This window comes from Salinimicrobium xinjiangense DSM 19287 (assembly GCF_000423585.1).
Taxonomy (GTDB): domain Bacteria; phylum Bacteroidota; class Bacteroidia; order Flavobacteriales; family Flavobacteriaceae; genus Salinimicrobium; species Salinimicrobium xinjiangense.
Genome location: NZ_AUIG01000011.1, coordinates 143,437 through 160,094 on the forward strand (window position 1 = coordinate 143,437; position 16,658 = coordinate 160,094).

Annotated in this window: 17 protein-coding genes; 13 read left to right on the forward strand and 4 right to left on the reverse strand. The window is 41.0% G+C overall.

The features are described 5' to 3' along the window. The first annotated feature begins 49 nt into the window (after positions 1 to 49). The 7 genes from G564_RS0105235 to G564_RS20465 all read left to right on the forward strand — a co-directional run bounded on the left by G564_RS0105235 (position 50) and on the right by G564_RS20465 (position 4,528). The gene (locus tag G564_RS0105235) at positions 50 to 553 is read left to right on the forward strand and encodes a DUF456 domain-containing protein (protein ID WP_029036732.1); all 504 of its coding nucleotides are present in this window, start codon (positions 50 to 52) and stop codon (positions 551 to 553) included. A 97-nt stretch (positions 554 to 650) separates the two neighbouring features. Next, on the forward strand, positions 651 to 1,046 hold the full coding sequence (locus tag G564_RS18635) for a response regulator (RefSeq protein WP_037373531.1): 396 nt from the start codon (positions 651 to 653) through the stop codon (positions 1,044 to 1,046). A gap of 134 nt (positions 1,047 to 1,180) precedes the next feature. Next, positions 1,181 to 2,878 carry a hypothetical protein gene (locus tag G564_RS0105245; RefSeq protein ID WP_029036733.1) on the forward strand — a complete coding sequence of 566 codons (1,698 nt, stop codon included), beginning with the start codon at positions 1,181 to 1,183 and terminating at the stop codon, positions 2,876 to 2,878. A 58-nt stretch (positions 2,879 to 2,936) separates the two neighbouring features. Further along, a complete protein-coding gene (locus G564_RS0105250; protein WP_029036734.1) occupies positions 2,937 to 3,596 on the forward strand; it encodes an EF-hand domain-containing protein in 660 nt (219 codons plus the stop codon). 239 nt (positions 3,597 to 3,835) lie between these two features. Further along, entirely contained in the window at positions 3,836 to 4,060 is a 225-nt protein-coding gene (locus G564_RS0105255; protein WP_029036735.1) for a hypothetical protein, read from the forward strand. Positions 4,061 to 4,144: 84 nt separating this feature from the next. After that, positions 4,145 to 4,339 (forward strand): hypothetical protein, encoded by a 195-nt coding sequence (locus G564_RS20270; protein WP_156879177.1) that lies wholly within the window; start codon positions 4,145 to 4,147, stop codon positions 4,337 to 4,339. Between the two features lie 24 nt (positions 4,340 to 4,363). Beyond that, a complete protein-coding gene (locus tag G564_RS20465) occupies positions 4,364 to 4,528 on the forward strand; it encodes a hypothetical protein (RefSeq protein ID WP_169578111.1) in 165 nt (54 codons plus the stop codon). Between the two features lie 74 nt (positions 4,529 to 4,602). Here the strand turns inward: G564_RS20465 and G564_RS0105270 are convergent, their stop codons facing one another. After that, positions 4,603 to 5,370 carry an XRE family transcriptional regulator gene (locus G564_RS0105270; RefSeq protein WP_029036736.1) on the reverse strand — a complete coding sequence of 256 codons (768 nt, stop codon included), beginning with the start codon at positions 5,368 to 5,370 and terminating at the stop codon, positions 4,603 to 4,605. A 142-nt stretch (positions 5,371 to 5,512) separates the two neighbouring features. Here G564_RS0105270 and G564_RS0105275 point away from each other — a divergent pair, with 142 nt between their 5' ends. From G564_RS0105275 to G564_RS0105295, 4 genes are all read left to right on the forward strand, one after another. Then, the gene (locus G564_RS0105275; protein ID WP_029036737.1) at positions 5,513 to 6,757 is read left to right on the forward strand and encodes a cation:proton antiporter; all 1,245 of its coding nucleotides are present in this window, start codon (positions 5,513 to 5,515) and stop codon (positions 6,755 to 6,757) included. 95 nt (positions 6,758 to 6,852) lie between these two features. Further along, a complete protein-coding gene (locus G564_RS0105280) occupies positions 6,853 to 7,740 on the forward strand; it encodes a YihY/virulence factor BrkB family protein (RefSeq protein ID WP_029036738.1) in 888 nt (295 codons plus the stop codon). Between the two features lie 83 nt (positions 7,741 to 7,823). Continuing rightward, positions 7,824 to 10,193: a heavy metal translocating P-type ATPase gene (locus G564_RS0105285; RefSeq protein WP_029036739.1), complete on the forward strand. Its 2,370-nt coding sequence runs from the start codon at positions 7,824 to 7,826 to the stop codon at positions 10,191 to 10,193. Positions 10,194 to 10,531: 338 nt separating this feature from the next. Further along, positions 10,532 to 11,047: a GNAT family N-acetyltransferase gene (locus G564_RS0105295; protein WP_029036741.1), complete on the forward strand. Its 516-nt coding sequence runs from the start codon at positions 10,532 to 10,534 to the stop codon at positions 11,045 to 11,047. Between the two features lie 185 nt (positions 11,048 to 11,232). Here the strand turns inward: G564_RS0105295 and G564_RS0105305 are convergent, their stop codons facing one another. From G564_RS0105305 to nirK, 3 genes are read right to left on the reverse strand one after another with little or no spacing between them, the layout of a single operon-like run. Beyond that, positions 11,233 to 11,853 carry an SCO family protein gene (locus G564_RS0105305; protein ID WP_029036742.1) on the reverse strand — a complete coding sequence of 207 codons (621 nt, stop codon included), beginning with the start codon at positions 11,851 to 11,853 and terminating at the stop codon, positions 11,233 to 11,235. A gap of 2 nt (positions 11,854 to 11,855) precedes the next feature. Beyond that, entirely contained in the window at positions 11,856 to 12,635 is a 780-nt protein-coding gene (locus G564_RS0105310; RefSeq protein WP_029036743.1) for a formylglycine-generating enzyme family protein, read from the reverse strand. Between the two features lie 7 nt (positions 12,636 to 12,642). After that, complete coding sequence (nirK, locus tag G564_RS0105315; RefSeq protein WP_394330241.1) at positions 12,643 to 14,100, reverse strand: copper-containing nitrite reductase; 1,458 nt, start codon at positions 14,098 to 14,100, stop codon at positions 12,643 to 12,645. Between the two features lie 172 nt (positions 14,101 to 14,272). Between nirK and ccoS the strand changes: the two genes are divergently transcribed. After that, positions 14,273 to 14,449 (forward strand): cbb3-type cytochrome oxidase assembly protein CcoS, encoded by a 177-nt coding sequence (gene ccoS / locus G564_RS20110; protein WP_084625581.1) that lies wholly within the window; start codon positions 14,273 to 14,275, stop codon positions 14,447 to 14,449. A 16-nt stretch (positions 14,450 to 14,465) separates the two neighbouring features. Further along, a complete protein-coding gene (gene ccoN / locus G564_RS0105325; RefSeq protein WP_029036745.1) occupies positions 14,466 to 16,655 on the forward strand; it encodes a cytochrome-c oxidase, cbb3-type subunit I in 2,190 nt (729 codons plus the stop codon). Positions 16,656 to 16,658: the final 3 nt, after the last annotated feature.

Genomic DNA, 16,658 nt, shown 5'->3' on the forward strand with positions numbered 1-16,658 from the left:
GTTATTTTTTGTTTCTGCTGTTTCTTTATCTTAGCCGAAAATTTTATTTATGGACCTTTTTCTGGTTGTCCTTGCCGGCATTCTTATGCTGGTTGGTATTCTTGGAAGTTTCCTGCCTATGCTTCCCGGAATTCCGGTGAGCTGGGGTGGTTTACTCCTATTGCATCTCACTTCTGTGATACCCATAAACTACACGTACCTTGGCATCACACTCCTGATCACTGTTATAATTTTTGCGTTACAATATGCAATTCCGGCAATCGGCACAAAATATCTCGGCGGGAGCAAACAGGGCATGTTTGGAGCTACCATAGGTCTTTTTGCCGGAATCTTCATCCCTATACCTTTTGCCATTCTCATAGCTCCTTTTATAGGCGCTTATATTGGTGAGATCATGAATAAAGCCGATTCCCGCACGGCTCTCAAAGCTGCATCAGGTTCATTTATTGGACTTTTGGCTTCTACTTTTATGGAATTTGTTGTAACAGCCATATTTCTACTTTTATTCATTTTCAAAGTCTGGGAATACAGGGAAGTCCTTTTTACATTTTAATTATAGGCGATATAATTTATTTATATTTGATCCTTTACATGATTTTATCAACCGCAATACCGGCTGCCCCCAATCCCGGATTGCTTCACCTGCTTATATGAATCTAGACATTGTTGTTATTGATGATGATGCGGTAGTTTTGTTCCTGCACAAGGTTCTCATTAAGAAGAGCCGGCTACCTTCTAATGTGAAGGATTTTCTGAATGCAGGAGATGCACTTGAGTTCATAAGTCAGGCTAAAAGGACCCGAAAAATTCTTGTATTTCTTGATATCAATATGCCGGGAATTAATGGGTGGGATTTCCTGGAAAGACTGGAACAGATGCCTAACAGCGATATTGTCTATGTGGTAATGGTCACCTCCTCTATAAACTGGAGCGACAGGGAACAGGCCAAAAAATATTCGCGGGTGATCGATTACAGGGAAAAACCTCTTTCCAAACAGGCATGCGAAGAGATCTACCTGAAGCTATCATCAAAGCTTAATTCTTAAAATCCTCCGTAAAGCTTTAACGAATAGCAGCACTTATAATAAGGTATCCTTAAAAATGACGGATTTAAGACTACTTTAAAATTACCTGATGGAAAATCTTCATAAATTGAAGTATAACCAATTAAAAATCAGGTATGAAAAAGAATATCTTAATTTTATCGATTTTATTTCCCACAACTTTATTAGCACAGGAAGAAGCTGGTGCAGCATACTTTTTTGAAGACACTAACTTCTTTGTAGCCCTGGTAGCCGGAGTAATCCTGGCGCTCGGATTTCAGCTATTGCTCACTGCATTATCTGTAGCAGGAGGAATAACCGCTGTGGGAGACATAAGGAAGAAAGGACATACGAATGACGACAAAGGTCGTCAAAAGGCCCGAAAAGAAAATTACGAAGAGGACGACGACGACGGAATGAATGTGGGCCAGAAGGTCTCAACAGGTCTGGGTGCATGGACCCTAATAACCACGTCTGTAGCACTTTTCTTTGCCAGTTTGTTCGCTGTAAAACTGGGATTGGTAGGCGCGAATTTTATTGGAGCTACATTAGGACTGGTAATTTGGGCCGCTTTCTTTATGGTGGTCACTTATCTTGAGGTGAACATGGTAACCTCACTGGTTGGAGGTCTCGCTTCCACTGTAAAAAGCAGTTTATCATCGGCAGGTTCGGTTTTCTCAAAATCTGATGCCGGTGTCGCTAAAGACGTGGCTAAGACAAAAGCCAAAACTGAGGCAAAAGAAATGAGAAAGCAGCTGGAAAAACTTTTTACTACTCATGATGTAGACAAAAAGGTTGAAGATTATGTTCAGCAGTTAAAACCACAGAAGGTGGACATAAATAATATCAAGAAGCAGATCAAAGATCTTTTAACCGATCTACAGGTTACCGAAAAAGCAGATTTCGACTACCCAAACTCAGTCAAAAAGTTAATTCTTGAAGAAGCTGATAAGAGCACCCTATCGAAAGAAGACAAACAAGCTGTAAAAGATCATGTGAACAGTATCAAAGACATTGCACAAAGTGATGCCTCTCCTGAGGAAAAGGCCAAGGCAGGAATTGAAGATCTCACTCCGGCCGACAGGCAGCAAATTGAAAAATATCAGGAAGAGATTAGAAAAGCTCTGAAAAACACCGATAACAGAGAGCTTCAACCGGAAAAACTGGAGCAGGATCTTAAGAGAATACTTAATGAACCTAAACAGGCCACCAACATAGCTAAGGCAAAAGCCAGCGCAATGGATAGAAAAACTCTTGTTCAACTGCTTGCATCTCAGGATATGAGTGAACAGGAAGCCGATCAAAAGATATCCCAGGTGGAAAAAGTGCTCAACAAGGTGAATGCCTTCTTTAGCGACGGCCAGCAGACTGCTGATGCGAAAAAAGGAGAACTAGAACAGAAGAAGGGCGATATTGAGTCGAAGGTTAGAGGTATGTTCAACAGCGGTACGGCCGATCTTAACAGGATCTATTCCGATTTCACTTCGATCTTTCAGGATTCCGGAGCCGGTCCCGATCTGCGCTACAAGCTGGAGCACTATAATAAAGAAGAGATGATCACCATGATCACCACTCAAACATCTCTAAGCCGAACCGAAGCAGAACCTATTGCAGACAAGATAGTAAGCGCAAGAGACACTGTACTTGAAAAAGCTTACGAGATACAGATCAAGGTAAATGAAAAAATGGAAGAGGCTAAAGAAAAGGCTCTTATTGCAGCCGAAGAATCCCGCAAGGCAGCCGCGACGGCAGCCTGGTGGCTGGTGGCCACAGGCATTGTGTCGGCAGCAGCTTCAGCAGTTGGTGGAATGCTTGCTCTTGAAGGAATATTTTAGAGTAGAAATCAACTTCTGCGGAAGGAAATCTTCCGCAGAAGTTTTTAATTTATAAAACATGAAAACTAACATCTTATTATTCAGTATTCTATTAGGCCTGAGTAGCACTTTTTTAGCTTGTAAGGATACCGAAAGAGAAGCCGGGGAAGTGGAAATCCTGGAAGAAAGAGATCCAGATCTCTATGAAGATGATGGCGCAATGGATGGCGGTTTCGGCAGTTATGATGCTAACAGAGACAACCAATGGGATGAAAATGAGTTTAGTGAATCATATCAGGCAGAGTTCTCAGGATATGATGCAGATATTTCAGGAAATCTGAATAATGAGGAATTTTCCCGTGCCAACTTTAAAAATGCTGATAGCAACCGTGATAATAATATAAGTCGGGAGGAATGGCAGGAAGGCTACCTCAACACCTATGGAGAATATGCCAGTGAAGATGATTTTACACGTTTTGATATCGATGAGAATGATCAGCTATCAGAAACAGAGTGGAATCAAGGATTCTCCAGATCAAACTGGTTCAGGACTTATGACCGGGATCAAAACAATTCTGTAAGTATGGAGGAATGGATAAGTGCCAACTTTAAAAGATGGGATAGAAATAACGATGGTGTTCTTGACCGACAGGAGTTTCAGACTTATAACCGTGTTATGATGGGTAATAATAGCGGGAAGACCGACATAAATTCCCGAAATAACTCTGAAAATAAATAAAAATAACATTTATAACGGCTATTATTAGACCTGATATTTTATAACCCGGATGCTGATTGTATCCAGGTCTTTTGATCAACTTTTAATTCCTTAGAGCCTTAAAGAAATCTGAAATTGTAGGAGAAAACCCATTACATTTTAAAATTTACTTCAGAAAGCATCCTAAATTCCTGCCAAAATACCCTATTCAGGGAGAAGAGTTTCATACTTTGGCTGTTTCAAACCATAAACACTAACTTATGAAAACCAAAAGTTTATTTGTAGTACTTGCCTTGGGAAGTATTTTTTTTACATCCTGTAGGGAAACCGTTACAGAAAGAGAAGTAGTACGAGAAAGAGAAGTGGAAGAAGTGGAGGTGGAAGAAGACCGCGAAGGACTTATTGAAAGAACCGGAAAAGAGGTCGACCGGGAAGTTAACAAAGAAATTGATGAAGAAATAGATAGAATCGGCGACGACAATTAAGCTGCAACTAAGTTTTAAGGTTTCGTTTTGAAAACTTTAGCACTAAATGTGTTAAAAATTAGATATTTAGTCCAAAATTTGTTGATGCTAACAACTAAAACTATGCTTATGAAACGTATTGCTTTATTATTTGCACTGCTCTTTACCTTCAGTTCTGCTTTTATCTCCTGTCGCGAGACAGAGCGTGAAGCCGATGATGTCGAAGTTAGAGATGACATGGAACAGGTAGGTGAAGACATCGAAGAAGCCGGAGATGACTTAGAAGATGAAATCGACTAAGAGTTTCCCGCACCAATTAAAACTATGAAAAAGTATATTTTATTCTTATTACTTTCTTTTTCTCTTTCTACGGCATTAATTTCATGTAGAGAAACCCAGACAGCTGCAGAAGCTACGGGAGAAGCTGTGGAAGAAGGAGTAGATGAAACCAGGGAAAATACCGGCCTTGGCGGACAAGATGATCTGTAACAGGATCGACTAACCAACTTTAACCAGGGATCTCAGGATCCTGAAGAACGGCCTGATTTATTTCAGGCCGTTTTTTATTGTCTTATGGATTTAAATTCACTTTTAAGTTCTTCCATAGATTGTTGTAGTTGTTTTAGAAGGCTACTTTCTGAAGGAGCTTCAAGATTAAAGGTAAGTTTCGAATTCACCTGCCACAACTCCTGTATATCATTCACATTAACTTCAATTGGAAGATATTCTTCATTCAGGGAAATCAGCAATAGTTTGGAAGGATCCGGCAACTTCTGAATCTTTTTTACCAGAACTGAATCATATAATACCACTACATAAACCCGGTTATTACTGGCTTCCTCGATTGTAGGAACAGCTTTTCCCAGCACCCATTCTCCCGGCCTGAAGTTAGGAAGCATACTATCCCCTTCTACCTGAAAACCTCTGTGAGAAGCATTCCTGTACTCGGGTAAGGGAATATCAAAAGCAGGAAGCTGTTGGTACCAGTCCACATCCTGTACATTGTGTGGATAACCTGCCGCAGCTTTCACATTAACCAGGGCAATATTTTCTTCTCCTGCACTATTTAAACTTACTACTTTCGGACTTACATCCCCCTTGCTTACCTGAAGATATTTTTGATTGCTTTCCCCAAACAACCAAAGCGGATTGATCCCGAACTGCCTTAAAAGTTCAGCCACAACTTTACCCGATAATTTAGTACGGCCCCGCTCAATATCTGCAGTAGAATTTTTGATACCCAGTAACTGGGCGAAATCGGCCTGGGTGAAATTATTTTCATCCCTAACCTCTTTAAATCTCTTAATCTCCGGTGAAATATCTGTTCCCATACAAACAAATTTAAACTATTTAGGAAAATATCCAATATTTTTATAGGATAATATCCAAGCAATTTGTTCTGAAGCTATTATTCTCAATTACTAACAAAGCTTTATGAATTACGGCAAAGATTAAATCTTATTTTTAACACATATGCAGGAACACTATCTCATTCTGGCAGGACTTGGGTTTGCTACTATTATTATGGCCTGGCTTCCGGCTTTTTCTGAAAGGCTTAAAATTAGTTCTCCCATACTTTTATTGCTGATAGGTTTCGGTCTTTTTGCAGTAGGACTGCCTTTGGGATGGCCAGACCCATTGTGGAATGACCTGGATCTTATGTACTTTTCGGAAGCGCTGGTAATTATATCTCTAATGGGAGCCGGTCTAAAGATGGGGGAAAACTATTCCTTAAAGGCATGGCGCAAGCCTCTTTTACTCGTCTTTGTTACCATGCCTATATGCATGGTGTCCGCTTATTTTTTAGGACAATATTTCCTGCTGCTAAGTGTTCCTTCAAGTCTTTTACTGGCAGCAGTGCTTGCTCCTACAGATCCCGTGCTGGCGGCAGAGGTGCAACTGGATGACCCCCTGGAAGAAGAAGATTATGAAAATGACATAAGGTTTACCCTAACTGCCGAAGCAGGATTAAATGACGGGATCGCCTTTCCCTTCTCCTATCTTGCAGTCCTGGTGGCGCAGGCAGGAAGTTGGGCTGCCTTCAATTTCACCGACTGGCTCTGGGACAAATTGATACTGAAGGTGGTCATAGGAGTAATTGCAGGTCTTTTCATTGGGTGGTTGATAGGGATGTTAATGGACCGACTCTATAAATATGCCGGGGTGAAAACCTTTGTGGGATTCCTTGCCCTGTCTCTTACTTTCATGACCTATGGTTTCACCGAGCTCATTCATGGCTACGGATTTCTTGCTGTATTCTTTGCGGGTTTCAGCCTTAGATATTATGAAAAAGTAGATCAGAATTACAAAAAGAAGCTTCATGACTTTATTACCGAAATGGAACACCTTTTCATGGTGATCTATATTCTGCTCTTTGGGGGCTCTATTATGAATGGAATGCTTAGCCTAACCGACTGGAAAGGTATTGCATTTGCTTTTATTTTTGTTCTGCTCGTAAGACCTCTTGCCGGTCTTATAGCACTTTCAGGCTTTAAGGACAGTTTCAAAAGTAAACTTGCCGTCAGTTTCTTTGGGATAAGGGGTATCGGCTCAATATTTTACCTGTCCTGGGCTTTTGTTTCCTATGATTATTTTGATCATAAAAATGAACTTTACGCAATTACGGCTTATATTATTTTGATTTCAATTGTGATCCATGGATTTACCGCCCCTTCGGTAATAGGACATTTTCGAAAAAAGGGAAGTATGAAACCTTGACGCACCAGGGAATTAACAATAGTTTATAGGCTCAAAAACCGATCTTCAGGTAGTATTTTATTATTTTAATAAGTCAGCAGTATAAAGACAATATAATGAGTAATAAATACAGTAGATCATTTCAACTTTCTAAACCATCTAAAATTCCCTTTTCAGGATGGAAATCCATAGCTCTTAGTGTGAAGGATGAAATTGGGGATAACAATGTGTCAATAGTTTCTGCCGGAGTTGCATTCTATGCGTTTTTGGCAGTTTTTCCCGCTATAGGTGCCCTGGTATCCATTTATGGTCTTGCCATGGACCCACAGAGTATTCAGCAACAATTGGAAAAGATCTCTTCTGTAATGCCCGATCAGGCCCTGGAAATATTGGAAGGTCAGCTGGAATCTCTTGTTTCAACATCGGGTACTGCTTTGGGATGGAGTATGGCAATTGGGATTCTTTTTAGCTTATGGAGTGCCAATAAGGGGACAAAATCTCTTTTCACCGGAATTGACATTGCATACGAGACGAATAATGATCGTGGCTTCTTCAAACAAAACGGTCTTACATTACTCTTTACTTTTGCTGCCATCATTCTTGTGATCCTCAGCATGGGTGTAATTGTGGTTTTTCCTGCCATTGTTGAATTCCTGGGGCTGCCATCTACACTGGAATCAATAATTCAATATGGTCGCTGGCTAATTTTGGCCGCTATAGTAGTCTACTTTCTGGCCGCAGTTTATCGTTACGCTCCCGCCAAAAAGAGCCCGGCATTCAAATGGGTGTTACCGGGAGCCTTATTGGCTACAATTTTATGGTTGATCGCCTCCTGGGGATTCTCTTTTTACGTGAAAAACTTCGGAAGCTATGGCGAAGTATACGGCTCCATCTCTGCAGTTGTCGTCATGTTGTTATGGCTGTTTCTCACAAGTTTTATAATTCTCCTGGGAGCAGAACTAAACTCTGAAACAGAAAAATACGCCAGAACCCAATCCCGTTAAACTTTTAAAAATCTGACGAGGATCATATTTTCCAACGTGCTCATTTTCAACCTTTGTCCCAGGTACGAAACGAGCAATTATTTATGGAGGATCTTTCATGTTATCACTGCGGTGATACCATTAAGTCATGCATCAAATTTGATGAAAAGTCATTTTGTTGCAATGGCTGCAAAACTGTTTATGAAATTTTTTCTGAAAGTGGTCTCTCTTCCTATTATGATATGGAGGCTGCTCCCGGTGCTGCACCTTCAAAATATGAAGGCAAATACGATTTCTTAAGTAACGAACAGATAGTTGACAAATTGCTGGAATTCAGCGATGGCAATGTTCAGATCGTTTCTCTTTACATTCCTCATATCCACTGCAGCTCCTGTATCTGGATCCTGGAGAACCTCAACAAATTAAGATCGGGTATTAGTACTTCCCAGGTAGATTTTCCTAAAAAGACCATCCGGGTCACCTATAACACAGAAAAGATCGATCTTAAAGATCTGGTGCTGTTCCTTAGCAGCATTGGGTACGAACCCTACATTAGCCTCGAGGATACCGAAGGGGCAAAGAAAAAAATTGACCGCTCCATAATTTACAAGCTGGGAATAGCAGGTTTTGCATTCGGAAACGTAATGTTCCTCTCTTTTCCTGAATATTTTGAAGTAAATGAGTACTGGCTTGAACAATATAAGGGTCTCTTTAGATGGCTCATGTTTAGCTTTTCATTACCGGTGGTCTTCTATGCCGCTCAGGATTATTTTATTTCAGCCTATAAAGGTTTACGTGCGAAAATTTTAAATATTGATGTGCCTCTTGCTCTAGGAGTACTGGTATTATTTGTAAGAAGCACCCTGGAGATCATTTTCGATTGGGGCACAGGATTTTTCGACAGCCTTACCGGGCTTGTGTTTTTCCTCACCCTTGGAAAATTCTTTCAACATAAGACCTATAGTTTTCTCTCTTTTGAGAGGGATTACAAGTCTTATTTTCCTATTGGAATTACACGTATATCTGCAGAAAATAAGGAAGAGAGTATTCATGTTCATGACATTGAGAAGGGCGACAGGATTTTAATTCGCAATGAAGAACTTATTCCGGTAGATGGAATCCTCATAAGTGGAAATGCGAGGATCGATTATAGTTTTGTTACCGGAGAGTCTGAAGCCGTACAAAAAGAATCGGGCGATAAACTCTTTGCCGGGGGGCGGCAGGTTTCAGGAATGATCGAAATGGAAGCTTTAAAATCGGTTTCTCAAAGTTATCTGACAAAACTGTGGAGTAATGATGTCTTCCATGTCAAAAAGGAGGATTCCTTTACCTCTTTTATAAACCATATAAGTAAGTATTTTACCGCTGTACTGCTCATTATCGCTTTTACAGCTGCAGGATTCTGGGCTTTTCTCGATGTTGGTACTGCAATCAATGTCTTTACTGCGGTACTCATTATTGCCTGTCCCTGTGCCCTCGCCATGTCCACTCCCTTTACGCTGGGAAATTTGTTGCGAATCTTCGGAAACAAAAAATTCTATCTTAAAAATGCCGGAGTAATAGAGCAGCTTGCAAAGGCCGACACAGTAATTTTCGATAAGACAGGAACGATTACCTCCAACAAAAAAAGCAGTATAAGTTATGAAGGCATCACATTGACTGCCGCAGAAGAATCGCTGCTAAAAAATACGCTTCGGGCTTCAAATCACCCTTTAAGCAGGACGCTTTACGATATGCTGGCCGAGTATGATATTACTCCGCCCGAAGAATTTAGGGAGGTAACCGGAAAAGGAATTGAGGCTGTTCATCAAAAGCAGGCTATGAGAGTGGGATCGGCCGAATTTGTGGGTAATGCTGTAACGGCACCCACACTTAATACCTCTGTGCATATAAGCGCAAATAACCAGTACAAAGGGCGTTATATATTCTTCAATGAATACCGGGAGGGAGTTGAAGATCTATTCCTGGATTTCGCGCCAGATTATAAGCTTTCCATACTTTCAGGGGACAACGAAGGCGAAAGAGAACGACTGGAAAAATTATTGCCGGGAGGTACCGAAATGAGGTTTAATCAAAAACCTGAAGACAAACTGGAATATATTGGAGAGCTTCAAAAGGAAGGACGAAAAACCATTATGGTTGGGGACGGATTGAATGATGCAGGCGCCCTGGCCAAAAGTGAGGTGGGGATCGCAATTTCAGAAAATGTAAATGTCTTCTCCCCCGCCTGTGATGCTATTCTGGATGCCAGTCGCTTTGGAAGTTTGTTTAAATTCATACAGGCATCCAAGAAAGCGATGACAGTAATAAAGGTCAGCATGATCCTTTCATTTCTTTACAATGTTGTAGGCTTGTATTTCGCGGTTACCGGACAACTTTCACCTATTATTGCTGCCGTTCTTATGCCTCTAAGCTCAATAAGCATAATCGCTTTTGCCACGGTTTGCACTAATTTAATTGGCAGAAAGATCTGAATTTAAACAGGCTCTGAAAATGCCATTTTTGGAGCCTGATAATCCCTTCCCTGTATTTTTTAAAAATTATCTGAAAATTATCCGGCGGAAATGCTATTTTAGGAGAGTGATTAAATTATTTGTTATTTCTGCCCTTGGGCAGAAGGAGCCAACAAGAAAGCAATCCCCTACTTGCTTCTTGTCCTCTGGATTTTCCACCTCCCCCCTTATAATTCCCTTTTAAAAATTAACTGATAGTTCCCCTGTAATCAATTACCGGTAATTTGTTTTGCGGAAGATTATTTTAAGAAGCTTCAAAAATGACATTTCTAACTATCTTTAATTTTTTCTAATACAAAATGTCACTCCCGCCCTATATTCATTTTCCTGTTCTAATTTCTGAAGATCTGATCCTGCGGAATTCTCAGGCTAAAGATATCCCACAGCTTTTACCGATTTCCTATTACGATGGCAAAAAGGCAGAAACTGAAGCCGAAGCTGCAGAAATGCTTCAGAAAATTCACATGGATTATATTAAGGGAGATAGCATTCATTGGATCATTGAAGATAAAAGCTCCAGAGAAATTACCGGGACCTGCGGCTATTACCGCGGTCTTCAAGATGCTTCGGGAGAACTGGGATGCGTGTTGCTTCCTGCTTTTAGAGGCAAGGGCTACATGACGAAAGCAATGAGTCTCGCAATAAGCTTTGGTTTTGATACCATAGGCTTAAAGAAGATCTTTGCGGAAACTTCATCTACAAATTTCGGGGCGATTAACCTCCTGGTTCGTTTACATTTCAGGAGAACAGGAGAAACTGCAAAAGAAGTTACCTATGAAATTACCCGGGAAGAATATGAAGATATGAGACCGTAGTTTTTAAGGGTGCTCTATGGAATTCACCTCCTTCCGAAGTAAAGACCTGAAGGACCAAAGACCCAAAAAGTGCATTTTGAGTTGGATTTTTGGGCAGCAGATTGGGGTACATCGGAGATGGAAATGCAACTAAAATAAGAAAGGCCGCTTTGCAGCAGCCTTTTCCTATCTGTCATGAAATCTTTCTAGTTTGAAACTTCAGCTTTAATTGCCTCCACAGTTTCGGTATTATCTACTCCAAGGCCTTCCTGCTGATGAACCAACACTCCTTCTTCATCAAAAACGCTGATGATATTGGAATGAGAAAAATCAATAGGAGAGATCTTTTTATAGCTTACAGCTAATACAGCAGCAAATTCCCTGGTATCTTCGGGCGTACCACGAAGGAACATCCAGTGATCGTCTTCCATTTCATTTTCTTTTGCAAAAGAATGGAGCCGCTGTGGGGTGTCAGTTTCAGGATCTATACTTACCATGATAAACCTTGTTTTATCCAGATCTTCGGCCGGCACCTGCCTTTCAATATTCCGCATATCTGCGATCAAACGTGGACAGGCAGCTTTACAGGAGGTGTAAATCATCACCATGACCAGGACTTTCCCGTGAAGATCTTCCAGTTGAATATGCTCATTATCCTGGGTAGTCCAGGTGGATGGCAGGTTATAAATTGAAAGCTCGGGCAATTCCCGTTTTACTTCGGGTGTTTCATTTAAGGCTACTTCCTGTTCAATAGCAACCTCTTCTTTCTGAGTCTGATTACAGGCTGCAAAAACCGACACTACGAGTATTAATATTATTTTTTTCATGGTCATAAATTTAGTTTTTCAATATCCTGAACACAACGAAAGCCAAGATTCCTGGTTGAGAATTGTGCCTTCATACTTCCGCGGAAGGCGTACCGCATAAAAGCAGCATAATTCATAAGATCTGTAGCTCCAACCGCCGCCGCGCCGCAAAAGAGATTGTTATCTCCCGTACTGTCCTTTCTTGATTCTCCTCCTATCATCACCGAATTAAAATCTGAAGTCCACTCCCAAACCAACCCATGAAGGTCATAGACTCCCCAATAATTTTTAAAGGTTGAACCAACAGGATTGCTATAGGTCCTGGGAGTTTCATACCAGCTAAGTATATACTGATTGTAGGACTTTTCGGTGCGCGCATCGGGTTGTTTTTCGTTTGCCATGGCAACATATTCCCATTCATCTACAGTTGGTAATCTTTTTCCCTGACATTCACAGTAATTCTTTGCCGCGTACCAGGAGACATTCGTAACAGGCGCATTTCCCTGTTTATCCTCTCCAAAATTGAGATCATCTTTCCAGGTATCAAGATAACTGTCATCTGCAAAAAGCTTTTTGACCTGAGACTTTCTCCATCTTGGATTCTCCTCTACGAACCTGAGAAATTCTTCATTGGTGACAGGAAAAACATCCATTAAAAAATCACCTATTACCACCTCGGTTTTGGTTCCATAGAGGGGAATGAATTCCCCTCCGGTCACCTTTGCCATTGAACCAGACTGGCTGTAAGCCTGGCTCTGGATCATAATTCCAATAAATATTGCCAATCTGGTTAATGTTCTCATTTTTATTCTATTTAGCTTTTTTGACCATTTCCTGAGTAACCTCAGTTTTATTGTTGCCCCAGTTGTTATATACATAAGTAAGTACGGCGGCTACATCTTCATCTGAGATATTTTGAGCAGGCATGGAGCTGTTGTATACATTTCCATTCACTTTAATCTCACCATTAAGTCCAAATTTGACGACTTCAATTGCTCTGTGCACATCTGCATTCAGGTAATCTGCAGATGCAAGTGGAGGGAAGGCATTTGGAATACCCGCTCCATTAGCCTGGTGGCAGGCCAGACAGCTTTGAGTGTAAACCTGTTTTCCTCTTTCCATTTTATCGGTAAGGGACATTTCGGCTACCGGTGCTGAATCTTCCACTTTTTCTTCTATTCCGGCTACTGTAGTTCCTGGATTGTAAGTTCCTTCTGCAGTTCTACCGGCAAAGACTTTTGTATTCTCCGGTCCTTCAACTTCAAGTACTCCAAGGGCTCCTTTATTAAAAGCTCTGAATATTGAGTGATCAACCAATATCATTTCTCCCGGAGTATCTACTTTGAATTCCACGATAGCAGCACCTCCTGCCGGAATAATTGTGGTTTGAACGTTCTCATTAATAGTGCTTCCACCTTCAACATATACTTTGTCAAAGATCTCTCCAATTACATGGAAAGAAGATACAAGGTTAGGACCTCCGTTTCCAACGAAAAGTCTAACGGTCTCTCCTACTTTTGCATGAAGTGCGTTTTCTCCTGTAAGACCTCCTACTTTACCGTTGAATACAACATAGTCTGCATCTTCGTCTATTGCTTTATTCATATCAAAAGCCTGCAGACCTCTTTCTCCATATTCCCCTTCTGTATAGAAATCTCCCTGCATCACGTAATATTCGCGATCTACCGGTGGCAAACCTCCTTCGGGTTCAACCAATATAAGACCATACATACCGTTTGCGATGTGCATTCCAACAGGAGCAGTAGCACAGTGGTACACATATAAACCGGGGTTCATGGTTTTAAAATTAAAAGTAGCCTGCTGGCCGGGAGCTACATAAGAAGCCTCGGCTCCTCCCCCCTGGCCTGTTACGGCGTGAAGGTCAATGTTGTGTGGTAATTTACTGTCGGGGTGATTTTTAAAGTGGAATTCAACTTCATCTCCTACCCTGGTGCGAATAAAGCTTCCCGGAACAGAACCATCAAAGGTCCAGTAGTTATAAGTAACTCCGTCAGCCATTTCCATTTCTTTTTCGATGACCTCCATGTTTACTATTAATTTGGTAGCCGCCCTCTTTCCTACAGGTTTTGGTACCATAGGAGGCGCAGTCATCTCGGCTTCGCTTTCCCCGTAGACCTTCATAAGTTCAGGATTTTCTTTTGCCGCGACCGCTTTTTCGCATGATGTTAGCAGACCCGCAACAAGAGCCGCCATAAAGAAAAGGATTGTAATTCCTTGTTTAGATTTCTTGAAATTTTTCATGATCAGATGTGTTTATTGTAATATTTCAGATACAAATGTCCGAAATAGATGCCCTATGAATTATGATGCTAATCATATATGAATGAATTTTTTAAAGATCCATTTTGGATAAACATGACCGAGATCATATTTCCAAATTGACAATGCCTTTAGTTTTGCTCCCCATATATAAATAGGTATGAGCGTCATCTATTTACTCCTTACAATAAGCATTATTGTAGCGGTATTCTTTTTCGTTGTTTTTATCATAGCCGTAAAGAACGGCCAGTTCGACGATGACTATACCCCTTCTGTGCGTATTCTTTTTGAGGATGAGCTCGTCAAAGAGGAATCAAACAAAACGAGTAAAAATTAATCAAGACAATTAAAGCATGGAATTGCAACAGTTCTACTACGACAACAAAATCGTAAAAAACTTCATTTACGCCACTCTTTTCTGGGGAGTGATTGGAATGACAGTCGGGCTACTTTTAGCTTTTTTATTCCTATTTCCTAATCTTACCGACGGTATTTCGTGGCTTAGTTTTGGTCGTTTGCGTCCCTTGCACACAAATGCGGTCATTTTTGCTTTTGTGGGGAACGCGATCTTTGCAGGAGTTTATTACTCCACCCAAAGGCTGTTAAAAGCCAGGATGTACAGTGACATCTTAAGCAAGATTAATTTTTGGGGCTGGCAATTGATCATTATTGGAGCCGCAATCACGTTACCTTTAGGATATACCAGTTCAAAGGAATATGCCGAGCTGGAATGGCCTTTTGATATTGCAATAGCTGTGGTTTGGGTGGTATTTGGATGGAACTTGATCGCAACTATTTTTAAAAGAAGACAGAGACACCTTTATGTAGCTATTTGGTTTTACATTGCCACATTTGTAACTGTTGCCGTCCTCCATATTTTCAACAGCCTTGCAATTCCTGTTGGTCTTTTCAAGAGTTACTCGGTTTATGCAGGAGTGCAGGACGCACTTGTTCAATGGTGGTACGGGCACAATGCGGTAGCCTTCTTTTTAACCACTCCTTTCCTGGGGCTTATGTACTATTTTGTACCAAAAGCAGCCAACAGACCGGTTTACTCCTATAAACTTTCTATTATCCACTTCTGGTCACTTATATTTATTTATATCTGGGCAGGACCGCACCACCTGTTATATTCTTCACTGCCAGACTGGGCACAGAACCTGGGAGTTGCATTTTCTGTAATGCTCCTTATGCCATCCTGGGGTGGTATGATCAACGGATTATTGACGCTACGTGGCGCATGGGATAAGGTTAAAACCGATCCTGTTCTAAAATTCATGGTGGTTGCGATCACAGGGTATGGTATGGCAACTTTTGAAGGACCCATGCTTTCCTTAAAAAATGTAAATGCAATTGCTCATTTTACAGACTGGGTAATTGCTCACGTTCACGTAGGAGCTTTGGCCTGGAATGGATTCCTCACTTTTGGAATGGTATACTGGCTGGTTCCAAGAATGTTTAAAACAAAGCTCTACTCGATTAAACTGGCAAACGCACATTTCTGGACAGGAACTTTAGGTATCATTTTATATGCTTTGCCTATGTATGTCGCCGGTTTTGTACAGGCGTCCATGTGGAAACAATTCAATCCCGACGGAACTCTTGTTTACGGAAATTTCCTTGAAACTGTAACTGAAATTATCCCCATGTACTGGTTTAGAGCAATTGGAGGTAGTATGTATATCTTCGGAATGTTCATCCTGCTGTACAATGTTTATAAAACCATAAAGAGCGGAACAGAAGTTACAGATGAACTGGCAGAAGCTGCGCCGCTTCAAAAGATAAGCAACAGAAGGCTGGCAGGAGAAGGCTTCCACACCTGGCTGGAGCGTAAACCAGTTCAACTTACCATACTTGCTACCATTGCCATTCTTATTGGAGGAATTATTCAGATAGTACCAACTATCCTGGTTAAGTCAAATATACCTACGATCACAAGTGTTAAGCCTTATACTCCGCTGGAACTTGAGGGAAGGGATATTTACATAAGAGAAGGTTGTGTTTCCTGTCACTCTCAAATGGTAAGACCATTCAGAAGCGAAGTAGAGCGTTATGGAGAATATTCAAAAGCAGGAGAATATGTTTACGATCACCCATTCCTTTGGGGCAGTAAACGTACCGGTCCCGATCTTATGAGGGTTGGTGGAAAATATTCAGACAACTGGCACTTTAACCATATGTATGATCCACAAAGTACTTCTTCCGGTTCTATTATGCCAGGGTACAAATGGCTCATTACAGATAAGCACGATCGCACAGATACCGAAGCCAAAATGAAGGCAATGGTGAAACTGGGCGTGCCTTACACAGAAGCCGAAATTGCAAATGCTCAGGCATTAATGGATGAACAGGCGGCAGGTATTCAGCAAAACCTGTACAATGATCCAGATTTCGTTAAAAGTTATGAGGCCGATAAAAAATATGCGCAGGAGAACGGGCTTGAATTCATAGAGATGAAAGACCGTGAGATCGTAGCTCTGATTGCTTATATGCAACGATTGGGAACAGACATAAAAGTGGTGAATTCAACAACCTCAAATTAATTA

Bases quoted from the DNA above. Each gene is read 5' to 3' on its own strand.
- G564_RS0105235 (WP_029036732.1), top strand. From the start codon at position 50: ATGGACCTTTTTCTGGTTGTCCTTGCCGGCATTCTTATGCTGGTTGGT.
- G564_RS18635 (WP_037373531.1), top strand. From the start codon at position 651: ATGAATCTAGACATTGTTGTTATTGATGATGATGCGGTAGTTTTGTTC.
- G564_RS0105245 (WP_029036733.1), top strand. From the start codon at position 1,181: ATGAAAAAGAATATCTTAATTTTATCGATTTTATTTCCCACAACTTTA.
- G564_RS0105250 (WP_029036734.1), top strand. From the start codon at position 2,937: ATGAAAACTAACATCTTATTATTCAGTATTCTATTAGGCCTGAGTAGC.
- G564_RS0105255 (WP_029036735.1), top strand. From the start codon at position 3,836: ATGAAAACCAAAAGTTTATTTGTAGTACTTGCCTTGGGAAGTATTTTT.
- G564_RS20270 (WP_156879177.1), top strand. From the start codon at position 4,145: ATGCTAACAACTAAAACTATGCTTATGAAACGTATTGCTTTATTATTT.
- G564_RS20465 (WP_169578111.1), top strand. From the start codon at position 4,364: ATGAAAAAGTATATTTTATTCTTATTACTTTCTTTTTCTCTTTCTACG.
- G564_RS0105270 (WP_029036736.1), bottom strand. From the start codon at position 5,370: ATGGGAACAGATATTTCACCGGAGATTAAGAGATTTAAAGAGGTTAGG.
- G564_RS0105275 (WP_029036737.1), top strand. From the start codon at position 5,513: ATGCAGGAACACTATCTCATTCTGGCAGGACTTGGGTTTGCTACTATT.
- G564_RS0105280 (WP_029036738.1), top strand. From the start codon at position 6,853: ATGAGTAATAAATACAGTAGATCATTTCAACTTTCTAAACCATCTAAA.
- G564_RS0105285 (WP_029036739.1), top strand. From the start codon at position 7,824: ATGGAGGATCTTTCATGTTATCACTGCGGTGATACCATTAAGTCATGC.
- G564_RS0105295 (WP_029036741.1), top strand. From the start codon at position 10,532: ATGTCACTCCCGCCCTATATTCATTTTCCTGTTCTAATTTCTGAAGAT.
- G564_RS0105305 (WP_029036742.1), bottom strand. From the start codon at position 11,853: ATGAAAAAAATAATATTAATACTCGTAGTGTCGGTTTTTGCAGCCTGT.
- G564_RS0105310 (WP_029036743.1), bottom strand. From the start codon at position 12,635: ATGAGAACATTAACCAGATTGGCAATATTTATTGGAATTATGATCCAG.
- ccoS (WP_084625581.1), top strand. From the start codon at position 14,273: ATGAGCGTCATCTATTTACTCCTTACAATAAGCATTATTGTAGCGGTA.
- ccoN (WP_029036745.1), top strand. From the start codon at position 14,466: ATGGAATTGCAACAGTTCTACTACGACAACAAAATCGTAAAAAACTTC.